This window comes from Ligilactobacillus equi DSM 15833 = JCM 10991 (assembly GCF_000615765.1).
Taxonomy (GTDB): domain Bacteria; phylum Bacillota; class Bacilli; order Lactobacillales; family Lactobacillaceae; genus Ligilactobacillus; species Ligilactobacillus equi.
This window is the reverse complement of record NZ_BAMI01000020.1, coordinates 1-17,198: the sequence shown is the minus strand read 5'-3', so window position 1 is coordinate 17,198 and position 17,198 is coordinate 1. Positions and strand designations below refer to the sequence as shown.

The following is a 17,198-nucleotide window of genomic DNA, read 5'->3' as shown; positions in this document are numbered from 1 at the left end:
TTTTCATTCCTTTCCCAAAAGTTGATATGCTACTAAATCATGACACGTTTGGCGCTCACTATCTGTCGGCCAAGTTTGATAATCACCATAAAGTTGCTTCAAAAGTATTGCATACTTCTTCGGTACCGCTAACTTGTGACCCGCAAACTCCCAATCCACACATTCCTGCAAAATTTGTGTGCTAAAAACTTCTTGATAGCCTAAAATTCCACAAACTGCTGAAACTGGACTCTGTCGCGCAAGCGCTTCAGCTTCAGAGGCTAAAGCCGTTAGTTCGTAATCTTTAAATAACCACCGAAGCCCCCTGGCAGCTAGCCGCTTTGTCCCATGACGACTTTTTAAATTCAAATACTTGGCCATCAAAACATTGCGCCGCCATTGAAAACGCCAACTATGCCACCTTCTTAACCATAAATTTTCTGGTAAAAAATCTACCGGAAAAATATCAAGATAAAGGCCATGATGAATCGCATGTGGTGCCAAAGCGGCTTCTTTAAAAAGGGTATTATTAATCCGAATTTTATCGTATAAAAAATGATACTCCGGATCAGTTTGGCGACTTTGATAAAAATACTTTTTACTATCAAGTTCCTGCGCACACACCTGACGCAAACGCTCGTAGTCAGCCCGCGGTAACATAATGTCCACGTCATCATCCCAAGGAATAAAGCCACCATGCCGAATCGCTCCTAATAAAGTCCCGTAAGCCAAGCTATAAGTAAGACCATGACGGCGACAAAGACGATCAAGCTCTACTAAAAGTTCTAATTGTAAAGCCTGAATCCGTGTTAATTCCACCTTACTTAACATTACCCTGCCCCTTTCGTAAATAAGCCACCATTATTTTCAAAGTTTGACTTCTAAAAAGCCACATAATAGCTAGATAAATTACCCCCGCAACAGCTACCGTTTCCACAACTCTTAAAACCAAATGTGAATGCAACCATTCTTGCCAAAAAAGTCCACTCACTAACATCACTAAAGAACCACCAAGTGCTTTAAACTGATCTGAAAGCGTAAAAATTATCGGTAAATATTCCCGCGCTCCATAAGCTGTCACCGCTAACAACACTATTTCCGCAATAATTGTTGTTAGCGCAGCCCCAGCAATTCCTGCTAATGGGATTAACCAAAAGTTCAGCAAAACATTCACTACGGCACTAGCTATACTAGCCCAAACCACATATTTTTCTCGCTGCAAAACTACCAATAAGCCCTGCCCTAAAACATTCGCAAACACACCAAAAATTAACGCTAACGCCAATAAAGCCAAGGTCGGTGCTGCCACCAAGTAAGTTGGTGTCGCTAAGATTAACAAAGCTTCGCGTCGCAGCAAAATAATTCCCATCATTAGTGGATATGCAAAAAAACTCGTTACCGCAATGATTTGACGTAATAAAGTCCTAAAAGCTTGTTCATCTTGCCTTTGCACATAAGCTAAACGTGCCAGCGTAGTTGTAATAGCTGAGTTAATGAGCTGTTTTGTAACCGCATAGACCTTGGTGGCCACTGCATATAAACCAACTGCCTGATTGGAAGCCAAAAGTCCTAGTAAAGTTATATCGGCGTTTAAATACACCATCGTTGTCAAACTCGTAATAAAAAAGAGCCACAGCGATCCGCGGTACTGAGACCAGTTCGTTTGCCGTATCAAGGATAATTTGACATATTTACGGGTATATAAAAAATTACTCAAATTCCCTACGCTAGCTACCAATGCTAATAAGAACACGTAAAGCAAGACATCACTATCGTCTTTGACCCACCTAAACATCAATAATATCGACACAACATTAATCAAAATCGTTCGTAGGGTAAGATAGAGAAAATCTTCAAAAATAAAGCACAGCCAATCAACGGCTAAAGGCACACTTAGCACTGTCAAACTCAAAATTATCACATAGGGACGGTAGGCCATTAATGGTGTGGGTAAAATCATTACCAGCCCTAACAAAATTAGAGCTATACTTGTCGTTATCACATTGATAGAAAAAACTTGCCGTGCAAAAGTCTTAAATGAAGTAGGTTGATCACGTAAAGGAGCCCCGGTCCGTACCGCGAATTGCAAAATCCCAAACTGAGCTAGAATCGCAAAATAACTTACTAATGTCTGACTAAAATTGACCTTACCTAAATTACTCACGGATAAAACCCGTGTGATATAAGGATAAGTTAGTAGTGGGAAAGCAAGGTTCGTCAAAGTCTTCACAATTCCTAAGATGGCATTTAAACTCATTGACCTATGTTTCATCACTTTTTTCGCCACCTTCGCATCAATTTCACTCCAAATACCAAGCCGATATTTCCATACAATAAAAATCCAGCCTCGATTTTTTTCCGTCCTGGTAAATACTGCCAAAAACGGTAACGATACTTAGCAAGTTCTGTGCGGAGCATTGTTTCATAAGGGGCTAATTTCGTTAAAGGATAATCTTCAAGCAAAAAACACTCCTTAACATGAATTAAATCGTAAAGATAACTCGCAAAAGCCAAGGTTGCCAATTCATCATCATAAGTCTGCCGGACTGCCCAATAGCGTTCGGAGGCGGCCTGCAGTTCATCCAAACGAATTTGCTGATCGCGGCGACTCATAGTCGAACCTTCGCGTTTCAAATAATACATCATTGGCTGGCGCAAAAAGGCCACCTGCTTTGCACGTTGGAACAACCGATGACTTATGGCTGCATCTTCAAACAGTCGTCCTGGTATAAAGCGTAGCCCTTCAAAAAGTTCCCGACGATAAATCCGTGCCCCCACCGAAGATGAGGTTCCTTCATTCGCTAGTAAAAATTTCATTGCTTGCCGATTATCAAAGACCCCCTCCGGCCCGCTCATGCTAAAAACTGGTTTAATCTGCCCATTATGATGATAATGGTAGTAATTTGCTGTCACCAAATCAGCCTTTGACTCTAATAAAGCTGCCAAGCCTTGCGTCAAAAAATCCGGCGTCAACCAATCATCGGCATCACAAAAAGCTAGGTACTCACCTTGTGCAGCTTCAAGACCTGCATTGCGCGCCACGGCTTGTCCCTGGTTTTCCTGGTGAAGAGCTCGAATTCTAACATCACTTTGGGCATATTGTTGGCACAAAGTCCCCGATTGGTCGGTAGAACCATCATTAATTAAAATTAATTCCCAATCCTTGTAGCTTTGCTTTAATACAGAAGCTACACAACGACTGAGATATTCCGCAACATTATAGACTGGCACAATAATTGAAATCACATTTTTCCTCCTCATAAGTTTGACGTAAAACCTGCTGACGTCCCCGCGCGAGCGCTAAAATATTCAGCCACATCCAGAAAACTCCTAAGTCTAAATCTGGCACGGCAATCGATAAAGTGACTACACAACCTAGTACTGCCCAAACTGCGCTCAAATAATCCCTACTATACATATTTCGTGGCTTAAATAATGGAGCCACTAAGCTTAGGATAAAACCCACATAAATTACTAACCCACAGATTCCTTGTTCGGCTAGCAAGGTGTGCCAGATATCATTGGCTCGTTTTTCCTTATAACCAATTCCAAAGACTGGTGACCCTAAAAAAGTCCGATAGGCTTCTGCATTCCAATTTAAGCGTGAATTTGCTGAACCTCCTGCCAACTTGGAAAACAAAACGCGATCTAAGACCCCGTAACAAGCAAAATACATGGCTATCCCCACTGCGCCGCCACCAAGCAAAAGTCCTAAACTGCTACTACCTTTTTGAGCTAATAAAATGTAAAAGAGACCTGTCACCATTAAGGCTCCATAAGCTGTCGAGGACATGGACAAGCCAATCTCAAGTAGTAAGAACCCTAAAATTGCTAGGTTACCCCAAGTTTTAGGTTGGCTCAAAAAGAAAAAGAAGGCTCCCACTGCAAAACTAGCAAAATAAGATGGTTCCATAAAGGTCGCAAAAAGGCGGAAATAAATTTCTGGAGTCCAGAATTTAACGATATAAGATAAATTACCATCATCAATACTAGGTACCTTGCCATCATTCCAAAAAAATTCACTAATTAGCATAAATTTTGGCAACACATGCACCGACATTAACAACTGTAAAAAACCAACCACCAGGATATAAATCGTCACCCCCCGCACTAAGCGTAAGAGATAACCTGCCGGAATTAACTTACCAGCCACATACATGTAGTAAAAACAGATGATATAGCTCGCTAATTGCCAAATTTTTAAGGCGTTAGTCCCAAAAGTACCTTGTAAAAAGGATAAACAAATAATATAGCCTAGCATCATTAAAACCCATAACCGCGTCCGCCAAGGCTGAGTTTCTAAAGGAAACTTGCCTAAAATTAGTTTCCTAGCTCCCACCATTAGAAACATCACGCCTCCAAAAAGCAAAGAAGTTAAAACCTGCGCCCCCACCACCAAACCATCAAATTCCCAAAAGTTGGTACTTTGTAAGGTCCCCGCTACAATCACTAAGGTCACTAAATATTCAATTTGATTACTTAAAAAAACAAGCAAACAGGCCAAAAACAAGAGTAGCATCCAGACAAAACCAAAATACGTCATTTTGTGCTCCTTAAATCCCGTAAAGGCTTGAAGTTGCTCCAAACATGCCGTCAAGCGATAACGTTCTAGCCGCCGATCGGGTTGGACTCGCATGCGACCTAATGCTAGTAACTGCTCACTCCAACGTTTAGCCCCCGCGTCTAAAGGTAGATATATTAGTTGTGAACTAACTTGAACATCTTTAGGTGCTTGGTCGGAAGCCAAGGTCGGCAAGCCTGCGACTTGCGCTTCTAATAAAACCATCCCAAACCCCTCCCACTTAGATGGCAAAACAAAAGCATCCATCGCTTGTAACCAAGCAGGCACTTCGTTGCTTAAACCTAAGAAGTATACCTCGTCAGCCAAGCCTAGAGCATAGGCTTGAGCCTTAACTTTCGCTAACTGTTTACCTTGCCCTAATAAAAGTAACTGTGCTTTAACGCCCGCAGTTCGTAACTGCTTTAAAATTTCTAGCAAGAAGGCTTGATTTTTCTGCTCATTAAAATTTCCCACATGTCCCAGTAAAAAAGTATCCTCTGCAACACCTAATGCTAAGCGACGTTCCTTACGTTTAGCCACGTCAAAACGATAGCGCTCGATATCAATGGCATTAGGTAATACGCTAAATCTTCTCGGCCCAAACAACCAACGTCCCGCTAACTCCGAACACGCCACAGCTTGTGTATAACTCGACCTAAAAATAGGACTTAACAACCAATGGCCCAAGCGTTGACTACAACGTGAATTATGACTGTGAGCAATCCGAATCGGCACACCATAAAACTTAGCTAAGTTTAGTTCCAAAGCCATGGTGCTACTATTGCCATGGACATGTAAAACCTCAAAGTTTTCGGACTTTAATAAGCGACGCAAAGCTCTAAGATATGATCCCAAGGCTTTTTGGCGATGCGGTAAAAAATGTAAATTACAGCCTAAGCCCCGTAATTGATTTAAAACCGTTGCCTCCCTTACCCCCGTGATACCCACAGTAATCTCTAATGCCACCCCTTTTTGTTTCAAAGCTTCGAGATAGTTCAACATATGCTGAGTAATCCCACCAACCCCCAAGCCAGCCGTATTAATAATTAAAATTTTTTTCACGCCCGTCTCTTCCTTTCTGTATGCCAGGGTAAAACCGCTTGCTTTCTCCCGTCTCGTCGGCCTTTAATTATAGCTTTAATAACCGATAACTTATCTTGAGCCCGTAAAAAACTAGCTAAATTAAACGTTAGCCAAAAGCCAGCATAAGATTTAGCTCCAAAACTATCATAACCAATCATCCCCTGGCCTTTAAACTTACGGTTAACATAAATCACATTGCGATTACAGTAGTAAACTCTTACAGGATTAACTGCTTTTCGGTAACCCAACTTAGCAAAATTCTGATTATCAAGTAGTTGGGCTACTCCTTGCCAAAAGCGTTGAACCATGACATTCTTGGCTTGAATTTCACCATACTCTTGGTCTAAAATCACTTTGTTAAGTTGTAAAATGCGGTACCCAGCTAAATTAAGGCGCTTACAAAACTCATTATCAACTAAATCAATAAACATCCATTCATCAAAACCACCAACTTTCTCCCAGGCGGCCACGGAAGTACAACTCCCTGAAGTTATCGCCCGCTCAACAAATTCGCTCGCCGGACTAGTCACCACCGTTTGATATTGGCGACGGTAATCCACCACCTGCGGACATACAATCGCTAGCTTCGTATCAGTTAAATTCTGCGCTAAAACCATGGCTAGTTTAGCTGGTACTACCGAATCCTGATCCAAAGTTACTACCCAGTCATAACCGTCCCGTTTGGCTGCCAACATGATTTGATTTAAGCTCGGGCAATGCCCACATTTTCCCTCGCCGTCAAATAGACAATCTTTCCATCCCCAGCTGGTAACTTTACTGGTTGAGAACTATTATCAAACACATAAATTCGCTCAAAATTAGCCATCACACTGGCAAAAGCCGTTTGAAAACGGGGACTTTCACCTGGATTATAAACTACTACCCAGCTGCAATTGCGGTCATCTAACCTCTCCTTCCATTAAACGCCACACTAACTTTTCAAATTTTTGGTTAAAACGTTGATTATTTCCGACAACCAACGTTGATAAATCCGCCACCTGCGTTTCATAATTCGCTAACACTGGCGCTAACTCTGGCATAGCTTCCACCAATAATAAATTTTGATAGCGGGTCTGCACCGCCCGCGCAAAAGCTAGTTGATGGTCGTTAACATGCTCGCGATAACATGCCAAACGTGGTACCACCACGGGAATCTTACCAGCCTTTAACACCTGCATGAAAGACGATGGTCCCCCGTGAGTAATCACGATGCGGGCTTTTTGTATCAGGGACTGCATCTCTTGATAAGGAAATAAGGCTTGCCATTGACAGTGTTTCGGCTCATAAGTTGAAAAGCCTGTCTGCATCACGACCTCATCTTTTAACATGCCTTGAGCCTTTAAATTATCTACAGTAGCTAATAAGCGATTAAACTGTTGCTCATGCGTTCCTACCGTTACAAAAATCATCTTAAAACACACTCCCTAAATTGGTCGCCTTGGGGTAGACTTGCTTCATTTCTTCCCACTGCACCACAATTTGATCCGCAAGTGGATAAACCAAGCGTCCCGTTAAAGTTGGTTGATCTATGCGGTCAAAGACTTCAACGTAAATACTTTTAGCACCCAGCAATTTACCTAAAACAAAGAAAGGCACCGCTACCGCCGCTCCGGTTGAAATAATCAAGTCTGGCTTTTCACGCCGTAAAACACGCCACGCTAGAAAACTATTTTTGATTAGGGCCTTTAGCGAACGATTCGTCGGGTAGTAACAAGGCGTTACTTTTTCATCTTGCAGTAAACTGCGCGCATCAGCTTTATCAAAGGTTACCCACAGGCGTTCATGCTTCTGCCAAAAGGGTTTTAACATGTACAAATGAGTTAAATGTCCTCCTGAAGAACCAACTAGACAAACTTTCATTTTCAAACTCCTTTCAATAAGCCCCATTAGGAACTAATACTACTTTGACTGTCAGACAAATAATTTTTAAATCCAGCCATAAATTAGCTTTTTGAATATATTCTAAATCCCGTTTAACCATCCCGGTAAAACCAGTATGATTACGAGCCGTAACCTGCCACCAACCCGTACAACCCGGCGTAACTAACAAACGCTGTTTATCATAGGGGGTATATTGAGCAACTTCACGAACTAAAGGGGGACGTGGACCAACTAAACTCATCTGCCCCAAGCAAACATTGATTAACTGTGGGAATTCATCCAAACTCGTTTTGCGTAAAAACCTCCCAATGCGTGTCACCCGCGGATCATTTTTCATTTTAAACATCGGACCTTCCACCTCGTTTTGCGCTAGCAAAGTAGCTAGGCGAGTTTCAGCATCCATGTGCATGGAACGAAATTTATACATTTTAAAAACCTGCCCATTTTTACCTACCCGCTCTTGGCTAAAAATTACCTGGCCACCATCTTCTAATTTAATCAATATCCCAATCACTAAAAATACTGGCCATAAAACCAATAGGGCTAGCGAACTAACGAACACATCAAAGATACGTTTTAATCGGTGATAACAAGTGCGTTGTTGCAAAAATTTTAAATCAATGATAATCTTTTCTTTCATCATCTTGCTCCTCTCTAAGATAAGCGCGCGCATCCTTGAAAAAGCTCAGCATAATCAATAAAATTACCCCTCCTATCGGCAAAGCCATCAACATGGCTAGGGATTGTAAACTATATACCGACTGTTGCATAAATAGTAGCGCTAAAGGTAAAATCATCAAGGTGATGGCCCAAAAGACTTGAACCTGCTTAGACGGTAAGCACCCCTCCGCTAGGTGGCGGTAAGAATAGCGCGCCACCACTAAGGTCAACGATTCAAAAACCGTTGCATACATTCCAATCATGGTCAGCCCTAATATTAGAGTCAAAAGGTCACTTAGAGGGAAACGCGCTAAAGTCGCCTGCGCTAGAGCTAAGTGGTCCGCCTTAAGATTCGCTTCCCCAAAATGATACAAACCATAATTTCCCAAAATACCAAAGGCCATCCCCGTACCGGCCAACCCCCAACTATAGCCACCTAAAATTACTTGCCGTAAAGTCCGTCCCCGACTAATCGTTGCAATAAAGAACGGGGTTGCCGTACACCAAACCATCCAATAAGACCAGTAATACGCGGTCATATCAGAATGCTTACCCAAGGCTAGGGGGAAAAAATTCCACAAAACATTAGCACCTGCAGCCCAACTATTGCTCACCATAAACTTTCCGGCGCCACCACCTAAGAAAACACTGACCAATAACAAGCCCAATAAGCTCGCACATAGCGTTGCTAAGCGCGTCACCGCACCCATTCCCAAAAGTACTGCGGTTGTATATAGCAAGGCCACCACTAACAATAACCCCACTGCTATCAGGCTTCATTCTCCCAACCTATGGCTTGTCCCAAGAGGTGTGCCAGTAAGGGTAAAGAAACCGAAAAAGTAGTGGCACTTCCTGCTAGCAGGGCAAAAATCGCCAACAAGTTTACTCCGCGTCCAACCCAACCATCTACTAAATCTCCCAACAAAGGTCGTAAGGCCTCAGCAAATTGTTGGCGTGGACGCTGACGCACATGCAACATAAAACCAAAGGCTACTGCTAAAGATAAATAAAAACTCCAGGCAATCGGTCCCCAATGAAAGAAAGAATAGGTTAAACTCCATAATTTTAAGGATCCCTCAATCCCTCCTTCAGCCGCATACATTGCCCACTCCGTCAGAGCATAAAAGATTAGGTCCGCCGACATGGTAGCCGTAAAAATCATCATGCCCCACTTTACATTAGAATAAACTGGCTGGCCCCCTCCCAGACGAATCCGACCATACCTGGAGAAGGCTACATAAGTCGTAGCTAACAAAGTCACCAAACCTAACGCAAGATAAAACCAGGAAAAGTACTGACTTAGTCCTGCTCGTAATTGTTGCATCATAGTTTGCGCTTCCTGTGGTTTCCACCAAAGAAGCCCCCCTAAAACACTCATACTAAGTAGCGGTACCAGACTAGCAAAACCGTCTAACTTTTTAAGCTTCTCGAACATCATCTTGTCTCCGATAACGTGGGTCAACTTGACACAACTGCTCAAAATTATCAATTTCCAGCACCTCTGTACCGTTAATTGGATACCCACGCAACTGATAATCCGTAAAATGATTAAACAGCACTATGTCATCCCAATAAATTTGGTCAAGACCCCGCTGATTAAAGTCTTCTTCCAAATGTGCTGCTAATTTTTTCGCATCAGCCTTCGTCCAACGCGAAATTGAATACAAACGTTGCCCTCTAAAACACGGCTGCTTGGAACAAAACTGTACTTGTTGCTGACTATCGAGCTGTAAGAACCACTCATTTTGAGCATCCGTTGCCGCACAAGTATAACCCGATACATCAAAATCGGCATGTAAAACTCGCGGGGCACAAATTAGCTGGTCGCCATCTAAAATCATCAAATCACAATCCAAAAACTCCCGCACGCAATATAGAGAAGAAATATTATTGGTTCGCCCATAATCTGGATTATGCACTAGCTTCACTTGCGGATAACGTCTGGGTAAATCAGCAAATGCTTCTGCTAAATGTCCTGTAACTACAACGATATCTTGAATCCCATTGGTTAACAAAGCTTCAATTGTTGTCTCCACCATGGCTTGACCACGAACTTTAACCAAAGGTTTGGGCGTCACAAAGGTTAAGGGCGCTAACCGCGTCCCCTTCCCTCCAGCCATAATAATCGCTTTTTTTACTCTTGGCATTTTATCTTCCTTTCTAAAATATCAGTGACTAACTGACTATATTCCTGGGCATAGCGATATTGACGCTGACCATACTCACCTAAGTCTTGCCCTGAAGCCACCGCCCAATTACTCCATAAAAGACCAGCAGTCGCTAGATAAGCATAAATCTTCCAACGCACTTCCCGTGCACAACCTTCTGGGTAATAAGTAGCAATCAAGGCATTAATCATCGCTAAATCATAACCCGCATATAAAGCAAACATGGCCAGATCTAAATCGGGGTCTTGCATGGCCGCATACTCCCAGTCAATTAAATACCAGCGCTTACCAAGCACAAAATTATCGGGATGAGCATCCAAATGACACAAGACTGCTGGTTTTTGATACTGCTGAATCAAATCTCGTAAGCCCCAGACCCGTTGCTTGGTTGCTACATAATCAGGGTAAGGATTCTCCCTCATAAGAGTCTCATAGAAATTAATCTCTTGATATAAGTCAACCCCCCAAGTCACTTTTAGATTACTCTGATGTACCTGCTTTAGCAGTCCTATACAAGCACTAACTTCTTCCCAATTATCAGCTTGACAATTACGCGCCCCAGGAATGAATTCCGCAATTTTATACCCATGTTGCCAATAAATAACCGGTTCGCAAATCTGTAAATCTTTTAGTGTTTGGTAAACTTTAACTTCCTGCTCCTGTCGGCCTAAACTTCCCGGCACCCGCAGGATATAGCGCTTACTGTGCCATGTAAAAAGAAAAGACTGATTCGTCATCCCCCCAGACCAAGCAACTACATCTTGAAAATCTTCGGTCTTACCTCCCAACAACTCCACCAACAGCGCTCTAACTTCACTAGTTGTCATAACCCCTCCTAAAAAATTACTTCGTGTCTATCTATCGACTACTCTTTCATCCTATATTGCCTTGATATTTTAAACAATAATTTTTACCCTACCTTAACTAAAAATCCACACCTTTAACTTTTTCACTAAAAAAATAAGGAATAATCCCGATTATTGGAATCATTCCTTATTAAAGCTAGAAAAAAAGTTGTAATTCAAAATGCTTAAGAAAATTTCAAAAATACGTTAAAAGTTTGAATATAAAGCACAAAAAAATAGTGAAAATTCCATTGAACCAATGAAATTTTCACTATTCAATAACGCTTCAGCTATTATTCACAGCCTTTACGCTAAATATTATTCTGCATCTACAGGGTATACAGAAACTTGCTTCTTGTCGCGACCTTTGCGTTCGAATTTAACAACGCCGGCAACCTTAGCAAATAAAGTGTTGTCGCCACCCATACCAACGTTAACACCAGGATAAATCTTAGTACCACGTTGACGGTAAAGGATTGAACCACCTGTAACAGTTTGACCGTCTGCACGCTTAGCACCTAAACGCTTAGAACGTGAGTCACGACCGTTAGAAGTAGAACCACCACCCTTTTTGTGGGCGAAGTATTGTAAGTTCATTAACATAGCGGATTGCACCTCCTCAGGTTAATCTTTAAATCTTATATATTTGCGATATTGTTGCGCAATATCCGCCAAGCCTAAGCGTAGACTGGCCAGTAATAATTGCGCTTCATCATTGTCTGTTTTCAGCTCGACTCTCAAATAACCACCTTCGAGGGGGCGTTCATCGATATCCAGCTCCACCTTAGCAAGCTGCTCCAAAGAATTAACGGTCGAAATCGTTAAAACCGAAACTGCTGCACAGACAATATCTTCACCTTCAATACCGTAACCGGCATGTCCAGTGAGCTCAAAACCAGTAATTCGATTACCAGTTCCGTACGTCATGTGCGCTTTAATCATGTGTGATTAGGCGTTGATGGCGTCGATAACAACCTTAGTGTAAGGTTGACGGTGACCCTTCTTTGTGTGAGAGTGCTTCTTTGGCTTGTACTTGAAGGTAACAACCTTCTTGCCACGACCTTGCTTTTCAACTGTACCAGTTACAGTAGCACCTTCAACTAAAGGCTTACCGATAACAGTTTTTTCACCACCAACAAAGACAACTTGGTCAAAAGTAACTGTTTCACCAGCTTCAGCAGCCAACTTTTCAACGTAGATAGTTTGACCTGCTTCTACCTTTAATTGCTTTCCACCAGTTTTGATAATTGCGTACATCATGTGCACCTCCTTATAATTTACTTAGACTCGCCGCAAACAAGTGATTTCATTCTTGAAATACTTAGGGTACTTGAAGCGTGCGGTTGCAGTGTGACATGCACAAATACAACGTTATTATCATATCAAACCCCCTTTCTTTCGTCAAGACTTTAGGGAACTTTTTTCATTTTAATTTTCAAAGTTTTCAACTTGTAATTTTTTTACTTTTAAATTAAAATATGATTAATTATTACTTTATCATTAATTAGGAGTGACTTACATGGAAGCAAAGCTCAAAGTCGGTATTTTAGGAGCCACCGGGATGGTTGGTCAACGTTTCATCACTTTATTAGAGAATCACCCTTGGTTTGAAACCACGGTGGTCGCTGCTAGTCCTCGTAGTGCAGGTAAAACTTACGCTCAAGCTGTTGCTGGTCGCTGGATGATGGATACACCTGTCCCAGATGATGTCGCCGACAAGGTTATCTTAGATGTTAATGAAATTGACAAAATTGCTAGTCAAGTAGATTTCGTCTTTTCTGCCGTTAGCATGTCTAAAGATGAAATCAAAGCTATCGAAGAAGCCTACGCTAAGACAGAAACGCCTGTTGTTTCTAATAATTCTGCACACCGCTGGACACCAGATGTTCCCATGGTTGTGCCTGAAATTAACCCCGAACACTTCGAAGTTATTGATTTCCAAAAGAAACGTTTAGGTACTAAATATGGATTTATCGCTGTGAAACCTAACTGTTCTATCCAATCTTACGCCCCTGCTCTTTCGGCCTGGAAGAAGTTCGAACCATATGAAGTAATTGCTTCTACTTATCAAGCTATCTCTGGGGCCGGGAAGAACTTTGATTCTTGGCCAGAAATGCAAGGAAACATCATCCCTTACATTGCGGGGGAAGAAGAAAAGTCTGAAAAGGAACCATTACGAATTTGGGGACACGTTGACCGCGAAAAAGGGGAAATTGTTCCTAGTGACGATATGGTGATTACAAGTCAATGTATCCGCGTACCAATTTTATATGGGCACACAGCGACCGCTTTTGTTAAATTCCGCCAAACTCCAAGTAAAGAAGACTTGGTACAAGCTTTACGTGACTACAAGGGATTACCACAAAAACTCAACTTACCAAGCGCTCCTAAGAACTTTATTCAATACCTCGAAGAAGATAACCGCCCTCAGGTCGCTCTTGACGTTAACTACGAAAATGGGATGGGCGTTTCCATTGGACGTTTGCGGACTGATAGTGTTTATGACTGGAAATTTGTTGGTTTATCCCACAATACTTTACGAGGCGCTGCTGGTGGCGCAGTTGAGTCTGCTGAATTATTGGTTGCCCAAAACTACATTACTAAAAAAGCTGACCGTTAAAATAAAATATTTTTAGCAACTAAAGCATGGGTTCGGGCCTTAACCGGACTCATGTTTTTTTGTTGACGCTACGCTTATATTCGCCACATAACAAGCAAAAAAATAAAATCCACCGTATGATGGATTTTAAATCTTAATTTTGCTTCTTTAATAAGTCACGAATTTCTTCTAAAACTTCAATTTGTGGATCAACTGGCTCTTCTTCAGCTACTTCTTCTTTCTTTGGCATTAACTTGTTAATTCCCTTCATCAACAAGAAGACCACAAAGGCAATAATCAAGAAGTTAATGACAGCGTTTAAGAAGGAACCAACCTTAAAAGTAGCGTCCCCTACCTTGAAAACAAAGTCCGAAAAGTCAATACTTCCAATGAAAATCCCAATTAATGGGTTAATCAAGTAGTTGACTAAGGCGTTAACAATTGCCGTAAACGCACCCCCGATGATAACCCCAACAGCTAAGTCCATTACATTTCCACGTGCAATAAACTCTTTAAATTCCTTAAACATACAGCATTTTCCTCCAAAATTAATGTTTCGCAAAATTAATTTTAAGCTATTCTTTCTCAAAAAACAAGATAATTTTAGCTTTACTTTCTCACTATTTTTTGATTAGGGTTGTTAGAGCAAAGGGAAAACCCAACACACTCATTCCTAATTTACTGTATCCACGTAAGCGTAGTCCTGCTTCTTCTCGCGGACAAACCGCTTTAATTGGGCTCTCTTTTTGCAACATTTGGGTAGGTAAAATGTATCCGCGACTACCATAAGCATAAAGGCGCATACATAAATCATAGTCGACTAGGTAGGGATGATCATAACTTTCATCATATCCTTTAATAACTTCCAACAAACTTTTACGAAACAACAAAGTTCGCGATACAAAAGGATTCCCCCGTAAAAAGTGATAACGTCCTGGTTGACCTTGCCGAACTGATGCCTGCCCCCGCCCACTAACAAAACCATAGCGCGGATTTTCCTCTAAAAAAGTCACCTGTTCAAGTAACCAGTAAGAACATAGTCTTTCATAAACATTGATTTGAGCCCAATAAAGTCCTTGACTTTGCGCCAAAGCATAATTCATTATTTGCCCTAATTTTTTATAACCGCTTACATCAAACACCCTAACCTGTTTCTCTTTAAGACTTGCTAGTAATCCTGTCTGACGCACACAAACCAATAACTCCCAGTTTTGATAGTCTTGCTGGCGTAAAGCCACTAAACTTCGAGAAAACTGTTCTGCTTCCGCATGATTATTGATTACCATTACCAAAGAAATGCGTGGTTGTTTCATTCCTTGTCCCCCTTCAACAACTCCTTAACTACCCGCTCCAAATCTGTCGGTCGATTTTCCATAGTCCACCATAGCATTCCCAAATCAGTATATGTCAATTTACGTTGTGGTGCTTGGCCTTGATGAAGTAAAAGTCTATCAAAGATAAAACGCGCTTCTAAACAACGCACAGTGGTTGAGCTTTCCTTTTCCAGGGAATTTAGACATGTAATCGTTGCTTCTCTCAAAGTGACAACTTCTTTTTTCACGGCTGGGTGTAATATCCACTGCTTTCTTCCTTGAAAATCGGCATTTTCGTACAAAGAAAGTGTTGTTGATTTGGTTTCTAAAAGTTTGGGAAGTCGTAAAATCTCCCACTTCAATTGTCTTTGTTCTTGACCGATTAAGTTAATCACACTCTCGCTTAAAGACTTGCTAAGCGGATACATTTCTTTGGGGGCAATCGCCTTTTTACTCGATAATAGGACAAACTTTTCCGCCCCATATAAAACCGCTAATTGCGCTAACAAGTACGTTCCAAAAACATTAGTTTTTAGTAATTCAACTACTGGAGCCTCGAGTTGCGCAGCACCGTGAATCACAATTTGCGGTTGATACTTTTGAAAAACATCTGCCAGTTGGGATTGTTGACAAATATCATACTGAAAATATTTAACTTGCTCATACTTGCGCAATTTTGCTGCCCCCAAAAAATCACAATCAACTACAATTAATTGCTTAACACCCAAATCACACAATTCTTGACACATGGTTTGCCCCAGATTACCCGCACCACCCGTCAAAAGAATCGTCTTATCCTTTAAACTCGTGGCTTGCGCCTGATAATCCAAACTTAACGGTCGATTTAAAATTTTTTCAATTTCAATATCATATTGACTCTTTTGCATATTTCCCCGATTCCTTCCCGTTATTTTATTGCCATCACATACTTAACTATATACTTATCATATCTATCAGAAATTACCTAGGCAAGAATGATTGTTACTCTTTTCACAATTTTAAGAAATTTTAGGAATAACTTAATAATTGGAACAGAAAAAGCCTCTTTTCCTGGGTTCCTGCCAGAAAAAGAGGCTTTTGTATGCCGGCCATCCTGCCTCCCGAACTGGAGGCTCGTCCGAAGATGCCGGCCGAGGTTGGCACCTAGATATTAGGTTACCATACTTCAAATCTATTTACAAATTATTTTTTAGCTTTGTTCGCCTTAGGTGCAGACTTAGGAGCAGCTGGACCTTCTAATTGCTGAGCTAATTCTTTGATGTAAGCTTTCAACTCATCCTTAACTTCAGGGTGCTTCAAACCAAATTCGATAGAAGTCTTCAAATAACCAAACTTGTAGCCCACATCAAAGCGTTGCCCCTTGAATTCGTGGGCGAACACACGTTGCACCTTGTTTAAACGGTCAATCGCATCCGTTAATTGAATTTCGTTACCAGCACCAGGTTCTTGCGTTTCTAACATGTCAAAGATTTCTGGCGTCAAGAGATAACGACCAATAATCGCCAAGTCAGATGGCGCATCTTCCACAGCAGGCTTTTCTACGAAGCTCTTCACATCATGTAAGCCTGGCTTGTATTCATCAACCGGATCAATCACCCCATACTTGTTAACTTCTTCATGAGGGACCTTCATCACCGCTAAAGTTGAGGCATGTGTTTCGTCATAACGGTCAATTAATTGCTTGGTCAAAGGAACTTTATCTTCCATCACATCATCTCCAAGCATAACAACGAATGGTTCGTCACCAACGAAGTCCTTAGCCATCAAAACGGCATCTCCCAAACCACGTGGGTGGGATTGACGAATGAAGTAAAGGTTGATGTCCGTCGTTTGTTGCACCAATTCTAGCAGATCATCTTTACCTTTTTCCTTTAAGTTTTGTTCTAATTCTGGGACAGAGTCGAAATGGTCTTCGATTGGACGCTTTCCCTTCCCTGTAACCACCAAAATATCTTCAATCCCTGATTTACGGGCTTCTTCAACGATAAATTGGATAGTCGGCTTATCAATAATTGGGAACATTTCCTTAGCTAAAGCTTTAGTCCCTGGTAAAAATCTTGTGCCTAAACCGGCGGCTGGAATAACAGCTTTTCTTACTTTCATACTTTT

General features: G+C 41.5%; 21 protein-coding genes and 1 other annotated feature. Of the genes, 1 reads left to right on the top strand and 20 read right to left on the bottom strand.

What is annotated here, in order from left to right:
* Window positions 1-3: 3 nt before the first annotated feature.
* The 16 genes from JCM10991_RS05970 to rplU form a co-directional block, all read right to left on the bottom strand.
* On the bottom strand, window positions 4-810 hold the full coding sequence (locus JCM10991_RS05970; RefSeq protein WP_025020851.1) for a LicD family protein: 807 nt from the start codon (window positions 808-810) through the stop codon (window positions 4-6).
* Window positions 800-2,236: an oligosaccharide flippase family protein gene (locus JCM10991_RS05965; protein ID WP_035188199.1), complete on the bottom strand. Its 1,437-nt coding sequence runs from the start codon at window positions 2,234-2,236 to the stop codon at window positions 800-802. The genes JCM10991_RS05970 and JCM10991_RS05965 overlap by 11 nt, the downstream gene beginning before the upstream one ends.
* A gap of 14 nt (window positions 2,237-2,250) precedes the next feature.
* Window positions 2,251-3,225, bottom strand: coding sequence for a glycosyltransferase family 2 protein (locus tag JCM10991_RS14425; protein ID WP_025020849.1), 975 nt, complete (start codon window positions 3,223-3,225; stop codon window positions 2,251-2,253).
* Complete coding sequence (locus JCM10991_RS05955; protein WP_025020848.1) at window positions 3,197-5,602, bottom strand: glycosyltransferase; 2,406 nt, start codon at window positions 5,600-5,602, stop codon at window positions 3,197-3,199. The genes JCM10991_RS14425 and JCM10991_RS05955 overlap by 29 nt, the downstream gene beginning before the upstream one ends.
* Window positions 5,599-6,318 (bottom strand): glycosyltransferase family protein, encoded by a 720-nt coding sequence (locus JCM10991_RS12820; protein WP_051527960.1) that lies wholly within the window; start codon window positions 6,316-6,318, stop codon window positions 5,599-5,601. Before JCM10991_RS12820 ends, JCM10991_RS05955 begins: the two co-directional genes overlap by 4 nt.
* An 8-nt stretch (window positions 6,319-6,326) precedes the next feature.
* On the bottom strand, window positions 6,327-6,449 hold the full coding sequence (locus tag JCM10991_RS16115) for a hypothetical protein (RefSeq protein WP_263640291.1): 123 nt from the start codon (window positions 6,447-6,449) through the stop codon (window positions 6,327-6,329).
* Window positions 6,450-6,522: 73 nt separating this feature from the next.
* Entirely contained in the window at window positions 6,523-7,032 is a 510-nt protein-coding gene (locus JCM10991_RS05945) for a glycosyltransferase (protein ID WP_025020847.1), read from the bottom strand.
* Between the two features lies 1 nt (window position 7,033).
* The gene (gene pssD / locus JCM10991_RS05940; RefSeq protein WP_025020846.1) at window positions 7,034-7,483 is read right to left on the bottom strand and encodes a PssD/Cps14F family polysaccharide biosynthesis glycosyltransferase; all 450 of its coding nucleotides are present in this window, start codon (window positions 7,481-7,483) and stop codon (window positions 7,034-7,036) included.
* Window positions 7,484-7,496: 13 nt separating this feature from the next.
* Complete coding sequence (locus JCM10991_RS05935) at window positions 7,497-8,147, bottom strand: sugar transferase (RefSeq protein ID WP_420323911.1); 651 nt, start codon at window positions 8,145-8,147, stop codon at window positions 7,497-7,499.
* Complete coding sequence (locus tag JCM10991_RS16110) at window positions 8,122-8,928, bottom strand: BCCT family transporter (RefSeq protein WP_162149493.1); 807 nt, start codon at window positions 8,926-8,928, stop codon at window positions 8,122-8,124. The genes JCM10991_RS05935 and JCM10991_RS16110 overlap by 26 nt, the downstream gene beginning before the upstream one ends.
* 5 nt (window positions 8,929-8,933) lie before the next feature.
* On the bottom strand, window positions 8,934-9,602 hold the full coding sequence (locus tag JCM10991_RS16105) for a BCCT family transporter (RefSeq protein ID WP_081781953.1): 669 nt from the start codon (window positions 9,600-9,602) through the stop codon (window positions 8,934-8,936).
* Window positions 9,583-10,311, bottom strand: coding sequence for a phosphocholine cytidylyltransferase family protein (locus JCM10991_RS05925; protein WP_023858805.1), 729 nt, complete (start codon window positions 10,309-10,311; stop codon window positions 9,583-9,585). Before JCM10991_RS05925 ends, JCM10991_RS16105 begins: the two co-directional genes overlap by 20 nt.
* Complete coding sequence (locus JCM10991_RS05920; protein ID WP_025020845.1) at window positions 10,299-11,159, bottom strand: phosphotransferase; 861 nt, start codon at window positions 11,157-11,159, stop codon at window positions 10,299-10,301. Before JCM10991_RS05920 ends, JCM10991_RS05925 begins: the two co-directional genes overlap by 13 nt.
* A 336-nt stretch (window positions 11,160-11,495) precedes the next feature.
* Complete coding sequence (gene rpmA, locus JCM10991_RS05915) at window positions 11,496-11,780, bottom strand: 50S ribosomal protein L27 (RefSeq protein ID WP_023858803.1); 285 nt, start codon at window positions 11,778-11,780, stop codon at window positions 11,496-11,498.
* A gap of 21 nt (window positions 11,781-11,801) precedes the next feature.
* Window positions 11,802-12,119 (bottom strand): ribosomal-processing cysteine protease Prp, encoded by a 318-nt coding sequence (locus tag JCM10991_RS05910; protein ID WP_023858802.1) that lies wholly within the window; start codon window positions 12,117-12,119, stop codon window positions 11,802-11,804.
* A 6-nt stretch (window positions 12,120-12,125) separates the two neighbouring features.
* A complete protein-coding gene (gene rplU / locus JCM10991_RS05905; protein WP_025020844.1) occupies window positions 12,126-12,434 on the bottom strand; it encodes a 50S ribosomal protein L21 in 309 nt (102 codons plus the stop codon).
* A gap of 16 nt (window positions 12,435-12,450) precedes the next feature.
* Window positions 12,451-12,532, bottom strand: a sequence feature (ribosomal protein L21 leader region).
* Between the two features lie 164 nt (window positions 12,533-12,696).
* Between rplU and asd the strand changes: the two genes are divergently transcribed.
* Entirely contained in the window at window positions 12,697-13,797 is a 1,101-nt protein-coding gene (asd, locus tag JCM10991_RS05900) for an aspartate-semialdehyde dehydrogenase (protein WP_025020843.1), read from the top strand.
* 133 nt (window positions 13,798-13,930) lie between these two features.
* Here the strand turns inward: asd and mscL are convergent, their stop codons facing one another.
* The 4 genes from mscL to galU form a co-directional block, all read right to left on the bottom strand.
* The gene (mscL, locus tag JCM10991_RS05895; RefSeq protein ID WP_023858799.1) at window positions 13,931-14,305 is read right to left on the bottom strand and encodes a large-conductance mechanosensitive channel protein MscL; all 375 of its coding nucleotides are present in this window, start codon (window positions 14,303-14,305) and stop codon (window positions 13,931-13,933) included.
* Window positions 14,306-14,396: 91 nt separating this feature from the next.
* Window positions 14,397-15,089, bottom strand: coding sequence for a glycosyltransferase family 2 protein (locus tag JCM10991_RS05890; protein WP_025020842.1), 693 nt, complete (start codon window positions 15,087-15,089; stop codon window positions 14,397-14,399).
* Window positions 15,086-15,976 carry a polysaccharide biosynthesis protein gene (locus JCM10991_RS05885; RefSeq protein WP_025020841.1) on the bottom strand — a complete coding sequence of 297 codons (891 nt, stop codon included), beginning with the start codon at window positions 15,974-15,976 and terminating at the stop codon, window positions 15,086-15,088. Before JCM10991_RS05885 ends, JCM10991_RS05890 begins: the two co-directional genes overlap by 4 nt.
* A 295-nt stretch (window positions 15,977-16,271) precedes the next feature.
* Complete coding sequence (gene galU, locus JCM10991_RS05880) at window positions 16,272-17,192, bottom strand: UTP--glucose-1-phosphate uridylyltransferase GalU (protein WP_023858796.1); 921 nt, start codon at window positions 17,190-17,192, stop codon at window positions 16,272-16,274.
* Window positions 17,193-17,198: the final 6 nt, after the last annotated feature.